Below are 16,737 nucleotides of genomic sequence, written 5' to 3' on the forward strand. Positions count from 1 at the left end.
CGGGTTCAAGGACACAGGTAATTCATGAAGCAATATCTCGAACTGGTCGCCCACGTCATCAAGAACGGCACCAAACAGGCCAACCGCACCGGCGTGAACACCATCAGCTTTCCGGGCGCGATGCTGCGCTTCGATCTGCAGGAAGGTTTCCCGGCGATCACCACTCGCAAGATGGCCTTCAAATCCGCCATCGGCGAGATGTGCGGTTTTCTGCGCGGGGTGAACAACGCCGCCGAATTCCGGGCGCTGGGCTGCAAGGTCTGGGACCAGAACGCCAACGAAAACGCGCAGTGGCTGGCCAACCCGTTCCGTCAGGGCGAAGACGACCTCGGCGAGATCTACGGCGTGCAATGGCGCAAATGGCCGGCGTACAAGCAGATTCCGGTCAGCAATCAGGCCGCCATCGAGCAGACCCTGAGCCAGGGTTATCGTCAGATTGCCGAAGGCGAAGAAGACGGTCAGGCCTATGTGGTGCTGTACAAGGCGATCGACCAGATCCGCCAGTGCGTCGACACCATCATCAAGGACCCAGGCAGCCGTCGCATCCTGTTCCACGGCTGGAACGTTGCGCAGCTCGACGAAATGGCCCTGCCACCGTGCCACTTGCTGTACCAGTTTCACCCGAATGTCGAGACCAGGGAAATCTCCCTGACCCTTTACATCCGCTCCAACGATCTGGGCCTGGGCACGCCGTTCAACCTCACCGAAGGCGCCGCGCTGCTGAGCCTGATCGGTCGCCTGACCGGTTACACACCGCGCTGGTTCACCTATTTCATCGGTGACGCCCACGTCTACGAAAACCACCTGGACATGCTCAACGAACAGCTCAAGCGCGAGCCGTTCGCCATGCCGAAGCTGAAGATATCCGACCGCGTGCCGGAGTTTGCCAAGACCGGTGTTTATCAGCCGGAATGGCTGGAGTTGATCGAGCCGAGCGATTTCTCGCTCGAAGGCTATGAGCACCACGCGCCGATGACCGCGCCGATGGCGGTTTAAGATTTAGCGCAATCCATGTGGGAGCGAGCCTGCTCGCGATGGGGTCGTCACATTCAGCATTATTGTTGACTGTCAGGCCGCCATCGCGAGCAGGCTCGCTCCCACATTTGATTTGTGGTGTTCTTAGTGGCCGTGGCTTCGGCCGACATGAGAATGCTCAACCTCCGTCGCCACAACCCCGCCGCTCACTTCCAGCCGCTGCAAAATCCCGCACTGATCGATATCCGGCCCTTCGCTGCAGCGTTGGCGCAGGTCGAGCAATTGTGTCTGCAAGGCCAGCAAGCCGTCGATTCGAGCCTTCACATGGTGAATGTGTTCGTCGATCAACGCGTTGACGTTTTCGCATTGATCCTGCGGGCTGTCGCGCAGGGCCAGCAGGCTGCGGATTTCCTCGAGGGTCATGTCGAGGGTGCGGCAGTTGCGGATGAAGGTCAGGCGCTCGGCGTGGGCCTGGGTGTAGACGCGGTAATTGCCGTCGCTGCGGGCCGGCTCCGGCAGCAGGTTTTCGCGCTCGTAGTAGCGGATGGTTTCCACGGCGCAGTCGGTGAGTTTCGCCAGTTCTCCGATTTTCATCGCGACAATCTCCAAAAGGGTGCTTGACCCTATAGTGGCTACAGGGTCTTTACTTGGCAACAGGCACCTTCATGGACGCGACCAATGAGCGATTCTCTTCACACCCACAAACCCGGGCACGATCACAGCCACAAGCTGCAGCCTGTGTCCAAGCATGACCATGGCGGCCACGGGGATTCCTGCTGTTCCTCCAAAGCAGCAGCGCCGTCGCTGATCAAGTTGAGCGAAACGCCGACCGCCGGTGCGCGGCTGAGCAGTTTCCGCATCGAGGCCATGGACTGCCCGACCGAGCAGACGCTGATCCAGAACAAACTCGGGAAGCTGTCGGGTGTGCAGCAACTGGAATTCAACCTGATCAACCGGGTGTTGGGCGTGACCCATGACCTGCCAGGCACCGCGCCGATCATCGATGCGATCAAGTCCCTCGGCATGCACGCCGAGCCGCTGGAGCCGGGCGTCGAAGCGCCAATCCCGGCGCCTGAGAAAAAGCCCTGGTGGCCATTGGCATTGTCCGGCGTTGGCGCGCTGGCAGCTGAAGTTATCCATTTCACCAACGCGGCGCCGAACTGGGTAGTGGCGGTTATCGCGCTGATCTCGATCCTCAGTGGTGGCCTCAGCACTTACAAAAAGGGCTGGATCGCCCTGAAAAACCTCAACCTGAACATCAACGCGCTGATGAGCATCGCAGTGACCGGCGCGATTCTGATCGGTCAATGGCCGGAAGCGGCGATGGTGATGTTCCTGTTCACCGTGGCCGAGTTGATCGAGGCCAGGTCCCTGGACCGGGCGCGCAACGCCATTGGCGGGCTGATGCAGATGACCCCCGAGCAAGCCACGGTGCAGCAGGCCGACGGCAGTTGGGTCGCACAACCGGTTAAAAACATCGAACTGGGCGCGCGGGTGCGGGTGCGTCCCGGCGAGCGGATCGGTCTGGACGGCGAAGTGCTGTCCGGCAGCTCGACCATCGACCAGGCGCCGATCACCGGTGAAAGCCTGCCGGTGGAGAAAGCCATCGGCGACAAAGTATTCGCCGGCACCATCAACCAGTCCGGTTCGCTGGAATACACGGTAACCGCGGCGGCGAACAATTCGACCCTGGCGCGGATTATTCACGCCGTGGAACAGGCTCAGGGTGCACGCGCCCCGACCCAGCGTTTCGTCGACAGTTTCTCGAAAATCTACACCCCGGCAGTGTTCATCCTGGCCCTGGCCGTAGCGGTGATTCCGCCGCTGTTCATGGATGCGCTGTGGTTCGACTGGATCTACCGGGCGCTGGTGTTGCTGGTGGTCGCCTGCCCGTGCGCATTGGTGATTTCTACCCCGGTGACCATCGTTAGCGGTCTCGCGGCTGCGGCGCGCAAAGGGATTCTGGTCAAGGGCGGCGTCTATCTGGAGCACGGCCACAAACTCGATTACCTGGCCCTCGACAAGACCGGCACCCTCACTCACGGCAAACCGGTGCAGACCGACTATTTGTCCCTCGACCCAATCGCGGATGAAATAGCCCCGGCCATTGCGGCGGCACTGGCCGGTCGTTCGGATCACCCGGTGTCGCTGGCCATCGCCAATGCGGCTGCGGATAAACATCCGGTGCCGCTGATTGTGGATAACTTCGAAGCCCTGGCGGGTCGTGGCGTGCGCGGCGAGCTCAACGGTGAGCTCTACCACTTGGGCAACCACCGTCTGGTGGAAGAGTTGGGCCTGTGTTCACCAGCGCTGGAAGAGCAGCTGTTTGCTCTGGAGAAACAGGGCAAATCCGTGGTGCTGTTGCTCAATAAGTCGGGCCCCCTGGCGCTGTTCGCCGTGGCGGACACCGTGAAAGCGTCCAGTCGCGAAGCGATCCAGCAGTTGCATGAGTTGGGCATCAAAACCCTGATGCTGACCGGCGACAACGTTCACACCGCCCAGGCCATCGCCGCCCACGTGGGCATCGATCAGGCGCAGGGCGATCTGTTGCCGACCGATAAGCTGCAAGCCATCGAAACGCTTTATGCCCAAGGCCATCGGGTCGGGATGGTCGGCGACGGCATCAACGACGCCCCGGCACTGGCGCGGGCCGAGATCGGTTTCGCCATGGCGGCCGCCGGCACCGACACCGCCATCGAAACCGCTGATGTCGCTCTGATGGACGACGATCTGCGCAAGATTCCGGCCTTCATCCGCCTGTCGCGGCAGACCTCGAATATCCTCAAACAGAACATTGCCCTCGCATTGGTCATCAAAGCGATCTTTCTTGGGGTAACCTTCGCCGGGCTCGCCACCATGTGGATGGCGGTGTTCGCTGACATGGGCGTGAGCCTGTTAGTGGTGTTCAACGGTTTGCGCCTGTTGCGCAAATAGACGATGAGGGAAGGGTGTGCTGAGTGCCGAGCTGAAGGCGTTTTACATGGTTGCCCCGGTTGGGCAGTATTACCCTGGCGGCGAAAAAACTCGGCCTGAGCCAACCGACGGTAACGACCCAGATTCGGCATCTGCAGCAGGAGGCCGACATTGAGTTCTTCCTGCGCAACAGCGGTCAGGTCCAGGGCACGTTACGCATCGCCGCCACGGCGCCGTATTACATCCTCGACCTGGTGAAGACCTTTCGCGAGCGCTTGCCGCAAGTGGAGGTGTCGGTGGAAATCGGCAACTCCCAACAGGTGCTCGAGGCGCTGGAGGATTACCGGGTCGATGTCGCGGCGTCCTCGCAGTTGCTGGACGATGCGCGGCTGATCCGCCGCGTGCTCGGCAGTGATCCGTTGGTGCTGGCGGTGCATCGCAATCATCCGCTGGCGGTGCATGATCATGTGCCGCTCAGTGCGTTGGCGGGGCATACCTTGTTGATGCGCGAATCGGGCTCGACCACTCGGCGCTTGACCGAAGAGTTGCTGGCCAGCGCCGGGGTGCGTTTCGGGCCGTTGCTGGAGATTGGCAGCCGCGAGTCGATTCGTGAGGCGGTATTGCGCAACATTGGTATCAGCATCATTGCTCGGCAGGAAGTGCCTCACGATCCGCAATTGCGGGTGCTGACCATCGAAAATGCGCCGCAGATTCCTGAGTATCTGTATTGCCTCAAGGAGCGAAAAGGTGCGCGGCTGCCGGCGGCGTTTCTCGGGTTGGCGCAGGAAATGGCTCCGGCTTAAGTCCTGCGGTGACTGTGCCGGCCCCTTCGCGAGCAAGCCCGCTCCCACATTTGATCTTCAGTGATTAGAGATTTTGTGTACGACGCAGATCCAATGTGGGAGCGGGCTTGCTCGCGAAGGGGCCCGCCTGAACAGCACATCACTCGGGCTCTACAACTGCTGCGCCAACACCTCAACCTGCTCTTGGCGCTCCCCCTGACTCAACTTCGAATTTGGATTAAGCGACGACCACTGCGGATGCGCCCGCGCCTTGTTCAGCGCTTCGGGCAGTTTGCCTTCGCGCCAGGTTTTGTCTTGTGGCGTGGCGACCTGAATGCTGTCCATCGCCGCATGCCCACGCTGGTTCAGAGCTTGCAGCAATTGCCGCTGGCGCAAGGCCAACAGCCGTAGCACGCCGTCGTCGACGGTCAGTTCTCGCTGTCCTTTGATCTTGCCCAGCAGACGGCTGCCGTAACTGCGGGCGGTTTGCAGGGCGCCGCCGGCAATCGCTCCGGCCAGTGCCGCGGCGCCGAGGGTCAGGCCGCCCACCAGCAGATCGACCCCGGCCCCGGCCGCCGCGCCAGCCGCGATGCCGCCGCCGACCCGCACACCGAGCTGCTTCAGGGTTTCCGGGTTGAACAGGTCATCGCCCCAGCGACCATCGAGCAGCGGCAAGTCACTGGCCGCCGCGTCTTGTGGGCGGAAGGCATAGAGCTTGAGCAAGGCCTCGACACAGCGTTGTTCGCGCTGACGCACTGCTTTGCGCAGTTCGCTGATCGCCTGCTGTTCCTGCGCCGCCTCGCTGACCACACTGCGGCGACAGGCGGCGCAATCGATCAATAAATCGGCAATCAGCCGTGCTGCACTCTGCTGACGGGCCAGGCGTTGGGCCTGCTGGTCGGCGATCAAGCGCTCCAGTTGTTCGCGGGAGTTTTCCAGCAGCAGCGCGAGGCTTTCATAGAGTCGACGCTCGCCATCTTCCGGTGGCGCGACGCTGTCGAAACGCACCAAGGCATGTAAGCCGAGACGCGCCAGGGCTTCACGCCAATCAGGTTCGCGATGCTGGGCGCTGCTGACAAAATTCAGCACCGGCAGCAGCGGTTTGCCGCAACTGGCCAACACTTCCAGTTCGTCGCGGTACTTGGCCAGCACCGGTTCCCGGGCGTCGATCACATAGAGGCCGGCGTCCGAGGCGAGCAGTTGCCGCAGCACCTTGGCTTCCTGTTCGAAGCGCTGCCGGGCTTCGCTGCCCTCCAGAAAACGCGCCAGTCGTGCCGGGCCGTCGAGGCGTTCGCCGGGACGTTCCAGGCGCTCGAGGTAGTCGAGCAGGGCGATGGCGTCTTCCAGACCCGGAGTGTCGAACAGATCGAGCAACGGCTCGCCGTCTACCGACAATCGCGCGCCTTCGACGTGGCGAGTGGTGCTGGGGCGATGGGACACTTCGCCGAAGCCGACGTCTCGCGTCAGCGTTCGCAGCAACGAGGTTTTGCCGACATTGGTGTGGCCGACCACGGCGAGCTTCAAGGGCTGTTTCCAGGCATCAGTCATGACCCGTCTCCAGCCAGTTCAACGGCGCGCAATCGGCGAACGGCAGGTCCAGTTGTCGTAGCGCAACATGCCAATCGCCCAGGCGTTCGGCATCCAGCGCTTCGCCGGGCGGCGCTTGCAACAACCACACGCGGGTGGCGGTAGCGCTGCGAGACAGTTCGGCAATCAGCGCCAGACTGCCACGGTCCGGCGAACGCCGTGGATCGCAGGCGATGGCCAGCCGGGCCGGGGGAAAACGACTCAACTGTTCGAGCAGTTTGTGCCGGGATTCGCGGCTGTCGAGGACGCCAGCGTTGTTGACGTTTTTCGGCAACTGCGGCGGCCAGGGGCGTTGGTCGTCCAGCTCGATGGCCACCAATAGCGAGCCATCGCTTTGCAGATCGCTGGCAGCGCTTTCAACCCGATGAAGTTGTTCTGGCGCAGCATCGCTGATGCCCAGGCGTTCGCTGGTGGGCATCAGCCGTTCGCGCAGTTGGGCGTAGCCGGGCAGGTTCAAATCCAGATGCAGGGCTGCTTGACCGGTTTTCCAGCGCCACAGGCAGAACAATGCGAGCAGCAATCGCGGTAAAACACCGTACGCCAGCAGCACCCCAACCAGCCACGCCGCCCAGGCCTGGCGGGCACTTTCGATGTTCAGCGCAGCATCGCCGCTGGCGCGGATCATCTCCACGCTGGGCACACTGAAACCGAGCAAGGCCGGCAGGGCGCCGAGGGCTTGGGTCATGGCGACGAAGGTGTCGCCGCCGAGAAGGGTGGTTTCCCAGACGAAACCGTAGCGCCGGGTCGCCATCAGCGTCAGCACCATTACCAAGGCGCTGAGCATCGCCAGCAACCACAACCCGTTGACCAGCACGCCCAGCGCCCAGCGATTGAGTTTCTGTCGTTGCAGCAACAGCAGCAGGGCCGGGGCCAGTTGCGCGGCGTTGGCATCGCGGGCGAGTTTTTCACTGAGCCACAGCCATAAGCGTCCGAGGGCGGCGCCTTGTTCTCCGGCGAACACCAGGCCCAGGGCCCAGCTCAGCAATAGAATCAGATTCAGCCCGAGCAGACTGCCCAACGCCCAGAACACATTGACCGGGGACTGGCCGTCGCCCAACGCGGCAAACGCCAGGCCGGCGCCGCTGATCACGGCCAGAACGGCCAGCACGATCAGCGCCAGTCGCGCGCCTTGCAGCCAATGTTTGAGGGCGTGGGTCTGTCCGTCGCGCTCGGCCAGCCACAGGGCGCGGCGTTGAATGCGCGTCGGCAGGTCGCCGCCGGCGCTACGGGCGATTCGATTGGCTTCCAGATCGTCCAAGGGGCCTGCGTGTTCTTCACGCAGGCGCACGGTTTCGCTCAGCCAGAGGTTTTGCAGTGGGGTCAGTTCAGTCACGCGGCATCCCGTCGCTTAATTGAGCGGTGAGCATAACCGCTGTGACGCTTATCGGGGTAAGGGAGGCTCTGGTATCCTCGCCGACATGACTAAATCACTCCCCCTCAGCCTGATCGCAGCCCTCGGTGAAAACCGTGTGATCGGCGTCGACAACAGCATGCCCTGGCACTTGCCGGGGGACTTCAAATACTTCAAGGCCACCACTCTTGGCAAACCGATCATCATGGGGCGCAAGACCTGGGATTCCCTCGGTCGTCCGCTGCCGGGCCGGTTGAACATCGTGGTCAGCCGTCAGGCGGATCTGCAGCTGGAAGGCGCGGAGGTTTATCCGTCGCTGGAGGCTGCCGTCGCTCGGGCGCAGGAATGGGCGAACGAGCAGGGCGTCGATGAGGTGATGCTGATTGGCGGGGCGCAGTTGTATGCGCAAGGGTTGGCACAGGCTGATCGGCTGTACCTGACCCGCGTGGCGCTGAGCCCGCAAGGGGATGCGTGGTTTCCGGAGTTTGATTTGAACCAGTGGAAGCTGGTGTCGAATGTTCCGAATCCGGCGGAAGGCGACAAGCCGGCGTATAGCTTTGAGGTGTGGGAGCGCACGTAGATCGTTCCCACGCTCTGCGTGGGAATGCAGCCCGTGACGCTCCGCGTCACTGGACGCGGAGCGTCCCTTGAGGCATTCCCACGCGGGAGCGTGGGAACGATCAGTACGGGTTAAGCGTGAGCCAACTCCGAATGCTCATCCGCATCCAGCAGTGCTTTATCGGTCTGCTGCATGATCTGGCTGGTAATCGCCCCAGCGGTGATAGAACCACTCACGTTCAACGCCGTACGACCCATATCAATCAGCGGCTCAACCGAAATCAGCAACGCCACCAGTGACACCGGCAAACCCATGGCCGGCAGCACGATCAATGCGGCGAATGTCGCGCCGCCACCGACCCCGGCCACCCCCGCCGAACTCAGCGTCACAATCGCCACCAGCGTCGCGATCCACAGCGGATCCAGCGGGTTGATGCCCACAGTCGGCGCGACCATCACCGCCAGCATTGCCGGGTACAGACCGGCGCAGCCGTTCTGGCCAATGGTCGCGCCGAACGAGGCGGCGAAACTGGCGATGGACTGTGGAATCCCCAAACGGCTGGTCTGGGCTTCGATGCTCAGCGGAATGGTGGCGGCGCTGGAGCGGCTGGTGAAGGCAAACGTCAGCACCGGCCAGATCTTGCGGAAGAAGCGCAGCGGGTTGATCCCGGCAGCTGACACCAGCATGCCATGGACCACAAACATCAAGCCCAGGCCAATGTAGGACACCACCACAAAACTGCCGAGTTTGATGATGTCTTGCAGGTTGGAGCCGGCGACCACTTTGGTCATCAGCGCCAATACGCCGTACGGGGTCAGCTTCATCACCAGGCGTACCAGACGCATCACCCAGGCTTGCAGGGTGTCGATGGCGTTGATCACTTTCTGACCTTTCTCGACATCATCCTTAAGCAGTTGCAACGCTGCGACCCCAAGGAATGCTGCGAAGATCACCACGCTGATGATCGAGGTCGGCTTGGCGCGAGCCAAGTCGGCGAACGGATTCTGCGGGATGAACGACAGCAACAGCTGCGGCACGTTCAGGTCGGCGACCTTGCCCGCGTAGTCGCTCTGAATGGTTTGCAGGCGAGCCATTTCCTGGGTGCCGGCGACCAGGCCTTCGGCGGTGAGGCCGAACAAGTTGGTCAGGCCGATGCCGATCAGCGCCGCGATAGCGGTGGTGAACAGCAGCGTGCCGATGGTCAGAAAGCTGATCTTGCCCAGCGACGAAGCGTTGTGCAGGCGCGCCACAGCGCTGAGGATCGAAGCGAACACCAGCGGGATCACGATCATTTGCAGCAACTGCACGTAACCGTTGCCCACCAGATCGAACCAGCCGATCGAGGCTTTCAGTACCGGGTTGCCCGCACCATAAATCGTGTGCAGAGCGACACCAAATACCACGCCCAGTACCAGCGCGAGCAGAACCTTTTTCGCCAGGCTCCAGGTGGTGTGACGGGTTTGCGCCAGGCCAAAGAGCAAGGCGAGGAACACCAGCAGATTGAGGATCAGCGGCAGATTCATAGAAGCTCCATAGACTTGTGCCAGCCACCTTCGTGTGTGACTGCGAACCGGTAAGCCTAACAGCTTGATATGTAATGATTTAATATCAAAAACAGCGGTGAACTGTCGTTTTTGGAATAAGCCGATGCCGCTGTGAGGAATGCAGTTGGCGGAATCAGGATGCAAGCGGTCGCGGGCAGGCGGGGACTGTCATACAGATTTGTTAGCGTCGATATCTTTGAATCAGGGAGAAACGCAGATGAAGCTCGCACCGAAATTTCTGGCTGCCGCACTGAGTTTGGGACTGGGCCTTGCCGGCCAGGTCTTCGCCACAGATTTGAAGCACTGGCCAGCCGATCAGGCCAAGGCGCTGGACGCAATGATCGCGGCCAACGCCAACAAAGGTAACTTCGCGGTGTTCGACATGGACAACACCAGTTATCGCTACGACCTCGAAGAATCGTTGCTTCCGTTCATGGAAAACAAGGGCCTGATCACTCGCGAGTCACTCGATCCCTCCCTGAAACTGATGCCGTTCAAGGACACCGCCGACCATAAGGAAAGCCTGTTCAGCTACTACTATCGCCTCTGCGAATTAGACGACATGGTTTGCTATCCATGGGTCGCCCAAGTGTTTTCCGGCTTCACGCTTCAGGAACTCAAGACCAACGTCGACGAGCTGATGGCGTCAGGCAAACCGGTGCCTAGCACTTATTACGATGGCGACGTGGTCAAGACCATCGATGTCAATCCACCGAAAATCTTCACCGGTCAGAAAGAGCTCTACACCAAGCTGATGGAGAACGGCATCGAGGTCTACGTGATGACCGCCGCCTCCGAAGAACTGGTGCGAATGGTCGCCTCCGATCCGAAGTACGGCTATAACGTCAAACCGCAGAACGTGATCGGCGTGAGCCTGTTGCTCAAGGACCGCAAGACCGGCGAGTTGACCACCGCGCGCAAGCAGGTCACCGCGGGCAAGTATGACGAGAAGGCCAACCTGGGCCTCGAGCTGACGCCGTATCTGTGGACCCCGGCAACCTGGATGGCCGGCAAGCAGGCGGCGATTCTGACCTACATCGATGAATGGAAAAAACCGGTCCTGGTGGGCGGCGATACCCCGACCAGCGACGGCTACATGCTGTTCCACAGCGTCGACGTGTCCAAGGGCGGTATCCATTTGTGGGTCAACCGCAAAGACAAATACATGACCCAGATTAACGGCATGATGGCCAAAAACGCAGCAGCCCAGGCGAAAGAAGGATTGGCGGTGACGGCGGACAAGAACTGGGTGATCGTCAAGCCTGAAGAGATTCAGTAGGACCGAGGATCTAAATGTGGGAGCGAGCCTGCTCGCGAAGGCGGTGTGTCATTCAGCATTGGTGTTGACTGACCCGGCGCTTTCGCGAGCAGGCTCGCTCCCACAGTTGATCTCCAGTGTTTGATCGTTCCCACGCTCTGCGTGGGAATGCAGCCCGTGACGCTCCGCGTCACTGGACGCAGAGCGTCCCTTGAGGCATTCCCACGCGGGAGCGTGGGAACGATCAAAAAATGCCCCGCACTTGGCGGGGCATTTTTTTTGTTCGACGGTTAAGTATTACAACCCGTCGAGCATCGCCTTGTTACGTACCGCACCCTTGTCGGCGCTGGTGGCCAACAGGGCATAGGCTTTGAGCGCCGTGGTCACTTTACGTGGACGCACTTCCACCGGTTTCCAGCCTTTCTTGTCCTGCTCGGCACGGCGGGCGGCCATTTCTTCATCGCTGATCAACAGGTTGATCGAGCGGTTCGGAATGTCGATCAGAACCTTGTCGCCATCCTGCACCAGACCGATCGCGCCACCGGCAGCGGCTTCTGGCGAAGCGTGGCCGATGGACAGGCCCGAAGTACCGCCAGAGAAGCGGCCGTCGGTGAGCAGGGCGCAGGCTTTGCCCAGGCCTTTGGATTTCAGGTAAGACGTCGGGTAGAGCATTTCCTGCATGCCCGGGCCGCCTTTCGGGCCTTCGTAACGAATGATCACGATGTCGCCGGCCTTCACTTCGTCGGCGAGGATGCCGCGTACGGCGCTGTCCTGGCTTTCGAAGATCTTCGCGTTGCCTTCGAAGACGTGGATCGACTCGTCGACGCCGGCGGTTTTCACCACGCAGCCGTCCAGAGCGATGTTGCCGTACAGAACGGCCAGGCCGCCTTCTTTCGAGTAAGCATGTTCGACACTGCGGATGCAGCCGTTTTCACGGTCGTCGTCCAGGGTTTCCCAACGGGTCGACTGGCTGAACGCGGTTTGCGTCGGGATGCCCGCCGGGCCGGCCTTGAAGAAGTGATGCACGGCTTCATCGGTGGTCTGGGTGATGTCCCACTTGGCGATGCCTTCAGCCAAGGACTTGCTGTGCACGGTCGGCAGGTCGGTGTGCAACAGACCGCCACGGGCCAGGGAGCCGAGGATGCTGAAGATCCCGCCGGCACGGTGCACGTCTTCCATGTGGTACTTCTGGATGTTCGGCGCGACCTTGCACAGTTGCGGCACATGGCGGGAGAGACGGTCGATATCGCGCAGGTCGAAATCGATCTCGGCTTCCTGGGCCGCGGCCAGCAAGTGCAGGATGGTGTTGGTGGAACCGCCCATGGCGATATCCAGGGTCATGGCGTTTTCGAACGCCTTGAAGTTGGCGATGTTGCGCGGCAACACCGACTCGTCGTTCTCGCCGTAGTAACGCTTGCACAGCTCGACGATGGTGCGGCCGGCCTGCAGGAACAGCTGTTCGCGGTCGCTGTGGGTGGCCAGGGTCGAACCGTTGCCCGGCAATGCCAGGCCCAGGGCTTCAACCAGGCAGTTCATCGAGTTGGCGGTGAACATGCCGGAGCAGGAGCCGCAGGTCGGGCAGGCGCTACGCTCGTACTCGGCGACTTTCTCGTCGGAGGCGCTGGAGTCGGCGGCGATCACCATGGCGTCGACCAGGTCGAGACCGTGGCTGGCGAGTTTGGTCTTGCCGGCTTCCATCGGGCCGCCGGACACGAAAATCACCGGGATGTTCAGGCGCAGGGCGGCCATCAGCATGCCTGGGGTGATCTTGTCGCAGTTGGAGATGCAGACGATGGCGTCGGCACAGTGGGCGTTGACCATGTATTCGACGGAGTCGGCGATGATCTCGCGGCTCGGCAGCGAATAGAGCATGCCGTCGTGGCCCATGGCGATACCGTCGTCCACGGCGATGGTGTTGAATTCTTTGGCGACGCCCCCGGCCCGTTCGATTTCGCGAGCGACCAGCTGCCCCAGGTCCTTGAGGTGCACATGGCCCGGTACGAACTGGGTAAAGGAGTTGGCAATGGCGATGATCGGCTTCTTGAAGTCGTCATCTTTCATCCCCGTGGCGCGCCACAGTGCGCGGGCACCGGCCATGTTGCGGCCGTGGGTGGATGTTTTCGAGCGGTAATCAGGCATGAAGCACTCCGGGCGGCTAATCAGGTATCAAAAGGGGAAGTGAGCTTCTATTGACGTCTGGAACACTCGGAAATGGCCGTGTGCCCGGAAGTTGCCGATAACTTTGCGGGATCGCCGCGCGCTTCAGCTTGAGCTCATAAACCCGCCGGGGGATGAATGGCGATGAATCTCGCGATTCTACACCGCTGGCGTCAGGAGGGAATGCCGGAAAACGTTGATCCAGCGCCGATGAAGCGTGTGGGGTGACGATCGGCGGGGTTATTCGACGCTTGGACTGGCTCTTGGGCTTTTGGCTCGTTGATTGATACGACTGTTGAGCGCCAGCGCCATGCTGCTCAGGATGACGAAGCTGTATCCAAGGGTGGATTACAGGTTGGCCGGCCCCAAGCTGATGAGCGCACTGATCAACCCGCCGCAGATGAAAATCACTGTGCTGCCGGCCGACGCCGAGGTTCCCGCACTTTCAGGGAACAGGCTCATGGCTTTGGAGGTGGCGGCCGGTCGGGCAATGGTGGTGCCGGCGGTGCAGATGAGCATCGGTACCAGGACGGTGACCGATGACAGTGCAACGTGGTTTGAAAGGGAAAGCATGATGAGGCCGGACAGCAGGATCAGGCTCAGCCCGCTGATGATCTGATGACGGGGACTGATGCGTTTGCCCAGCACAATCGCAGCCATGCCGCCGACGATGTAGGCGCCGCCGTATACCAGCAGGATCAGCGAGTAGTCATAGGCCGATAACTGGAGTTGGTCCATGAAGATCAGCGGCGAAATAACGATGAATGAGAAATGGCAGGCGAAAGCAAAGCCTGAAATCAACCAGTAGGGCAGGAAGTCGGCATCACGCAGGACCCCACAGTAGGACTGGAGGATGTTCGGCCGCGCGCGGGTTGCTGCCGGGCGGGTATTTTCGAGAAACAGCCAGGCTTTGAGCAGTACCACGCCGGCCAGTGCGGTAAACACCCAGAAGCTGCCCTGCCAGCCCAGCGTGGCTTGCAGGAATGTACCGGCCAACGGCGAGACCGAGATGAAAATGCCGGTGGCGGTGACCATCAGGATCCGCAACCGGTCACGTTCCTCACCCTCGAACAGATCCTGAATCAGTGCTTGTGACAGCACGAAACACCCGCAGCCGAGCGCCTGAATGACACGAAGCAGCAGGAAATGGACATAGTCCGTGGTCAGTACGCAGCCCACCGCCCCCAGCATCGAAACGGTGATTCCGGCGAGCAACAACCTTTTGCGTCCGATCACATCCGACAGCGGCCCGATCAGCAGTTGAGAGGCTGCTATACCGCCGGCAAACAGACTGATCGACAGCGCAATGTCGGCGGGCGTGCTGCGAAAGTGTTCGGTAAGTGCAGGGAACGAGGGAAGCAGGACATCCAGCGGGAATACGCCAAGCAGCACCATCGCCAACAACAGGCTGACTGCCCCCCGACGCTGTCTGGCGGTTGCCGCAGAATGTCCTTCATTCATCGATAAGTCCTGCCTTCATGAACAGCTGCTGGTTGTATGGCAGGGCGAAGAATCCGGCTTTTTTCAAAGCATCAAGCGTCGCGCCACTGCCGGATCGCGCACGCTGAAGGGTGGCTTGGCGGCTAGTCAGTTCTCCGAGAATCTGTGTGACGGCGGTCTCGTCGATACCCGCGCTGCGCAGGCTTTCCCGCATCCATCGCTCATCGGCTTCGAAGAAAATCCGGACGATGTTCAGCAGCAGCCTGCTGGCGAACGTGCGTTGAAGGCTGTTCAGGGTCAACCACAGGTAATGGAACACTTCAGAGAAATAGCGGCTGTGAAGCGCCTCGTCCGAGAGATGGTCCCTGAGCATTGCCTGAACGCTGGACACCAGGTCGTCACGGCAGATGTCGAGCAGATCCTTGGCAATGATCGTCTCCGACACGAACCCGACGAGAAACCAGGCCAGTGCCCTGTTTTTTTCAGGTGTGCGGTCGAGCAAGGTGTTCAACCGCGTGATGCGGTGAGGCATGACCGGACGCGGACTGATCCCGTAAACCCCGGCAACCTGCTCGGCAAGGCTGTTGGAGAACAGGGCGTGATAACCCTCGTCGGTATAAAGCTGAAGTGCGGCGGTCTTCATCCGCGGGGGGACGCAGGCCTTCAGTTCACCGTGGATGATGGTTTCCACGGATCGGTTGACGATGCGGTGTTCGAGCAAGGTGGTGTAGTCGAGGAAATACACCAGATGATTGGCCGACAGCCGATGGATGACGGTTTGGCCCAGCGCTTCGATAGCCGGGTGCTTCAGGTACGCGAGGAAGGCCGGAGGAAACCAGTGGCGCGTTTCCAATTGTTGTTCCAGGTCTGGCGGCAATAGATAGTCGTGCTCGCTGGTTCGCACCGACGCGCGGGTATTCCAGTCGCCGAGGGTGAAACGCCGCGCCCAGGAAAAGGGGCGATCTACCGGCGCAATGATGGGGGCGGTCATTGTTGCGGCTCCCGACTGCTCAGCAGATCCTTCAATTCCTTGCACATCACTTGTCCGTCGCTGTGGCCACAGCCAACAAAAAACAAGGGTTGTTCTGGATTGTTCTCAAGCCCCAGCAATGTTTCGACCTGATCGTCCGTCAGAGCTCCTGTCAACCATGTGTTCAGCCCCAGTGCAGTGGCCACCAGTTGAAAGGTCTGGGAAATATGCCCCGCCTCCACGAAGGCCATTCGGTAGGCTCGCGAGTGTTCATATTTCCACCATAACTTGTCGAAGCAAGCGGTAATGAACAGACCCACCGGCAGGTTATTGATGAAATGTTGGCCACACAGCAACTGCCCCAGGGGCGAGTCAGGTGCCGGGTTGATGAAGCTCAGTGCATGGTCGACGGGATGATAGGCGTAGAACCCGGGTTCAAGGCCGCTGACGTTTTGTACATGAAGAAAGCCTTCGCAGGCATTCAGCCCGCCGCCGGACGGGCTGCTGCGCCGGGCACCGAGACCTTCGACAATGGTTTCGTCGACGTCATTTTCGCGTTCATGCAAGTAGCCCAGGGACAGGTAAAGCAGTGTGCCGACATCTTCTAGCGAAACCGCTTCATCCGTGAAGGTGCGGCAGGTTTTTCGGCCGGTCAGGACGTTGGCAAGGGAGCTCTCCGGCAGGCAGGAGGGTTTTGGCAGGGCAATCAGCTCGCGCGCCTGGTGTTCTTTGAGCCTGGTGCCCGGCGCGGGTGCGGCCAGTACTTCGGTGCAATGGTCCAGATAGTGCCTCGACCATTCATGAATGTTCTGAGGGACATGTTCGCAGGGAATGTTCTTGGTGCCGATATGGAATATCTTCGACAGTTCATCCCAACCCCATTCAATAGAGTCTTGTATTGAATGGGTCAATATTCCGGAGTTCAGAAGTTGAGTGTCTACTCTGTTGTTGTCGTCATACAGTTTGGGGTTGTTGATAAGTTGTGCAAGCCGGGTTGAATATTCCAGGTTAAGTTCAAATTGTTTATGGTTTTTGTAATCCCAGACTATTTGGCCGGGCGTACGAGGAAGTATGAATAAGTATGGGTTTATCTGCATGATGGACGGTTCGCTCTGGACGTAGCTATAGAAAACGCTGGGTAGCCGGCACTCCCCAGCGTTTCATTTACTTAGCGGGTTTTTGGCGCAACCAGAAAAGCCAG

At 60.5% G+C, this 16,737-nt stretch carries 12 protein-coding genes and 1 pseudogene; 5 read left to right on the forward strand and 8 right to left on the reverse strand.

What is annotated here, in order from left to right; genetic code table 11:
* Nucleotides 1–24 precede the first annotated feature (24 nt).
* Nucleotides 25–996, forward strand: coding sequence for a thymidylate synthase (locus ACQKPC_RS21600; RefSeq protein WP_008007347.1), 972 nt, complete (start codon nucleotides 25–27; stop codon nucleotides 994–996).
* 123 nt (nucleotides 997–1,119) lie between these two features.
* On the opposite strand, the gene cadR is transcribed toward ACQKPC_RS21600, so the two are convergent.
* On the reverse strand, nucleotides 1,120–1,569 hold the full coding sequence (gene cadR / locus ACQKPC_RS21605) for a Cd(II)/Pb(II)-responsive transcriptional regulator (RefSeq protein ID WP_007897786.1): 450 nt from the start codon (nucleotides 1,567–1,569) through the stop codon (nucleotides 1,120–1,122).
* Nucleotides 1,570–1,653: 84 nt separating this feature from the next.
* Here cadR and ACQKPC_RS21610 point away from each other — a divergent pair, with 84 nt between their 5' ends.
* Together ACQKPC_RS21610 and ACQKPC_RS21615 are read left to right on the forward strand one after the other, a co-directional pair.
* The gene (locus ACQKPC_RS21610; protein WP_427626197.1) at nucleotides 1,654–3,909 is read left to right on the forward strand and encodes a heavy metal translocating P-type ATPase; all 2,256 of its coding nucleotides are present in this window, start codon (nucleotides 1,654–1,656) and stop codon (nucleotides 3,907–3,909) included.
* 74 nt (nucleotides 3,910–3,983) lie between these two features.
* Nucleotides 3,984–4,691, forward strand: a complete 708-nt coding sequence (locus tag ACQKPC_RS21615; protein ID WP_427626217.1) for a LysR substrate-binding domain-containing protein — start codon at nucleotides 3,984–3,986, stop codon at nucleotides 4,689–4,691.
* Nucleotides 4,692–4,841: 150 nt separating this feature from the next.
* On the opposite strand, the gene ACQKPC_RS21620 is transcribed toward ACQKPC_RS21615, so the two are convergent.
* On the reverse strand, nucleotides 4,842–6,218 hold the full coding sequence (locus ACQKPC_RS21620) for a GTPase/DUF3482 domain-containing protein (protein ID WP_427626198.1): 1,377 nt from the start codon (nucleotides 6,216–6,218) through the stop codon (nucleotides 4,842–4,844).
* A complete protein-coding gene (locus ACQKPC_RS21625; protein ID WP_427626199.1) occupies nucleotides 6,211–7,590 on the reverse strand; it encodes a DUF2868 domain-containing protein in 1,380 nt (459 codons plus the stop codon). Before ACQKPC_RS21625 ends, ACQKPC_RS21620 begins: the two co-directional genes overlap by 8 nt.
* Nucleotides 7,591–7,675: 85 nt before the next feature.
* Here ACQKPC_RS21625 and ACQKPC_RS21630 point away from each other — a divergent pair, with 85 nt between their 5' ends.
* Entirely contained in the window at nucleotides 7,676–8,188 is a 513-nt protein-coding gene (locus ACQKPC_RS21630; protein WP_427626200.1) for a dihydrofolate reductase, read from the forward strand.
* 110 nt (nucleotides 8,189–8,298) lie between these two features.
* Here the strand turns inward: ACQKPC_RS21630 and ACQKPC_RS21635 are convergent, their stop codons facing one another.
* A complete protein-coding gene (locus ACQKPC_RS21635) occupies nucleotides 8,299–9,690 on the reverse strand; it encodes an L-cystine transporter (RefSeq protein WP_427626201.1) in 1,392 nt (463 codons plus the stop codon).
* 238 nt (nucleotides 9,691–9,928) lie between these two features.
* Between ACQKPC_RS21635 and ACQKPC_RS21640 the strand changes: the two genes are divergently transcribed.
* Nucleotides 9,929–10,990, forward strand: coding sequence for a hypothetical protein (locus ACQKPC_RS21640; protein WP_007897832.1), 1,062 nt, complete (start codon nucleotides 9,929–9,931; stop codon nucleotides 10,988–10,990).
* Nucleotides 10,991–11,266: 276 nt separating this feature from the next.
* On the opposite strand, the gene ilvD is transcribed toward ACQKPC_RS21640, so the two are convergent.
* The 4 genes and pseudogenes from ilvD to ACQKPC_RS21660 all read right to left on the reverse strand — a co-directional run bounded on the left by ilvD (nucleotide 11,267) and on the right by ACQKPC_RS21660 (nucleotide 16,633).
* Nucleotides 11,267–13,108, reverse strand: a complete 1,842-nt coding sequence (gene ilvD, locus ACQKPC_RS21645; RefSeq protein ID WP_123719714.1) for a dihydroxy-acid dehydratase — start codon at nucleotides 13,106–13,108, stop codon at nucleotides 11,267–11,269.
* Nucleotides 13,109–13,366: 258 nt separating this feature from the next.
* A pseudogene (locus ACQKPC_RS21650) lies at nucleotides 13,367–14,587 on the reverse strand (MFS transporter).
* The gene (locus ACQKPC_RS21655) at nucleotides 14,580–15,557 is read right to left on the reverse strand and encodes a diiron oxygenase (RefSeq protein ID WP_427626202.1); all 978 of its coding nucleotides are present in this window, start codon (nucleotides 15,555–15,557) and stop codon (nucleotides 14,580–14,582) included. The pseudogene ACQKPC_RS21650 and the gene ACQKPC_RS21655 overlap by 8 nt, the downstream one beginning before the upstream one ends.
* Nucleotides 15,554–16,633, reverse strand: coding sequence for a SagB family peptide dehydrogenase (locus tag ACQKPC_RS21660; protein WP_427626203.1), 1,080 nt, complete (start codon nucleotides 16,631–16,633; stop codon nucleotides 15,554–15,556). Before ACQKPC_RS21660 ends, ACQKPC_RS21655 begins: the two co-directional genes overlap by 4 nt.
* Nucleotides 16,634–16,737 lie beyond the last annotated feature (104 nt).

The organism is Pseudomonas sp. NPDC089918, assembly GCF_050280605.1.
Classification (GTDB): Bacteria; Pseudomonadota; Gammaproteobacteria; order Pseudomonadales; family Pseudomonadaceae; genus Aquipseudomonas.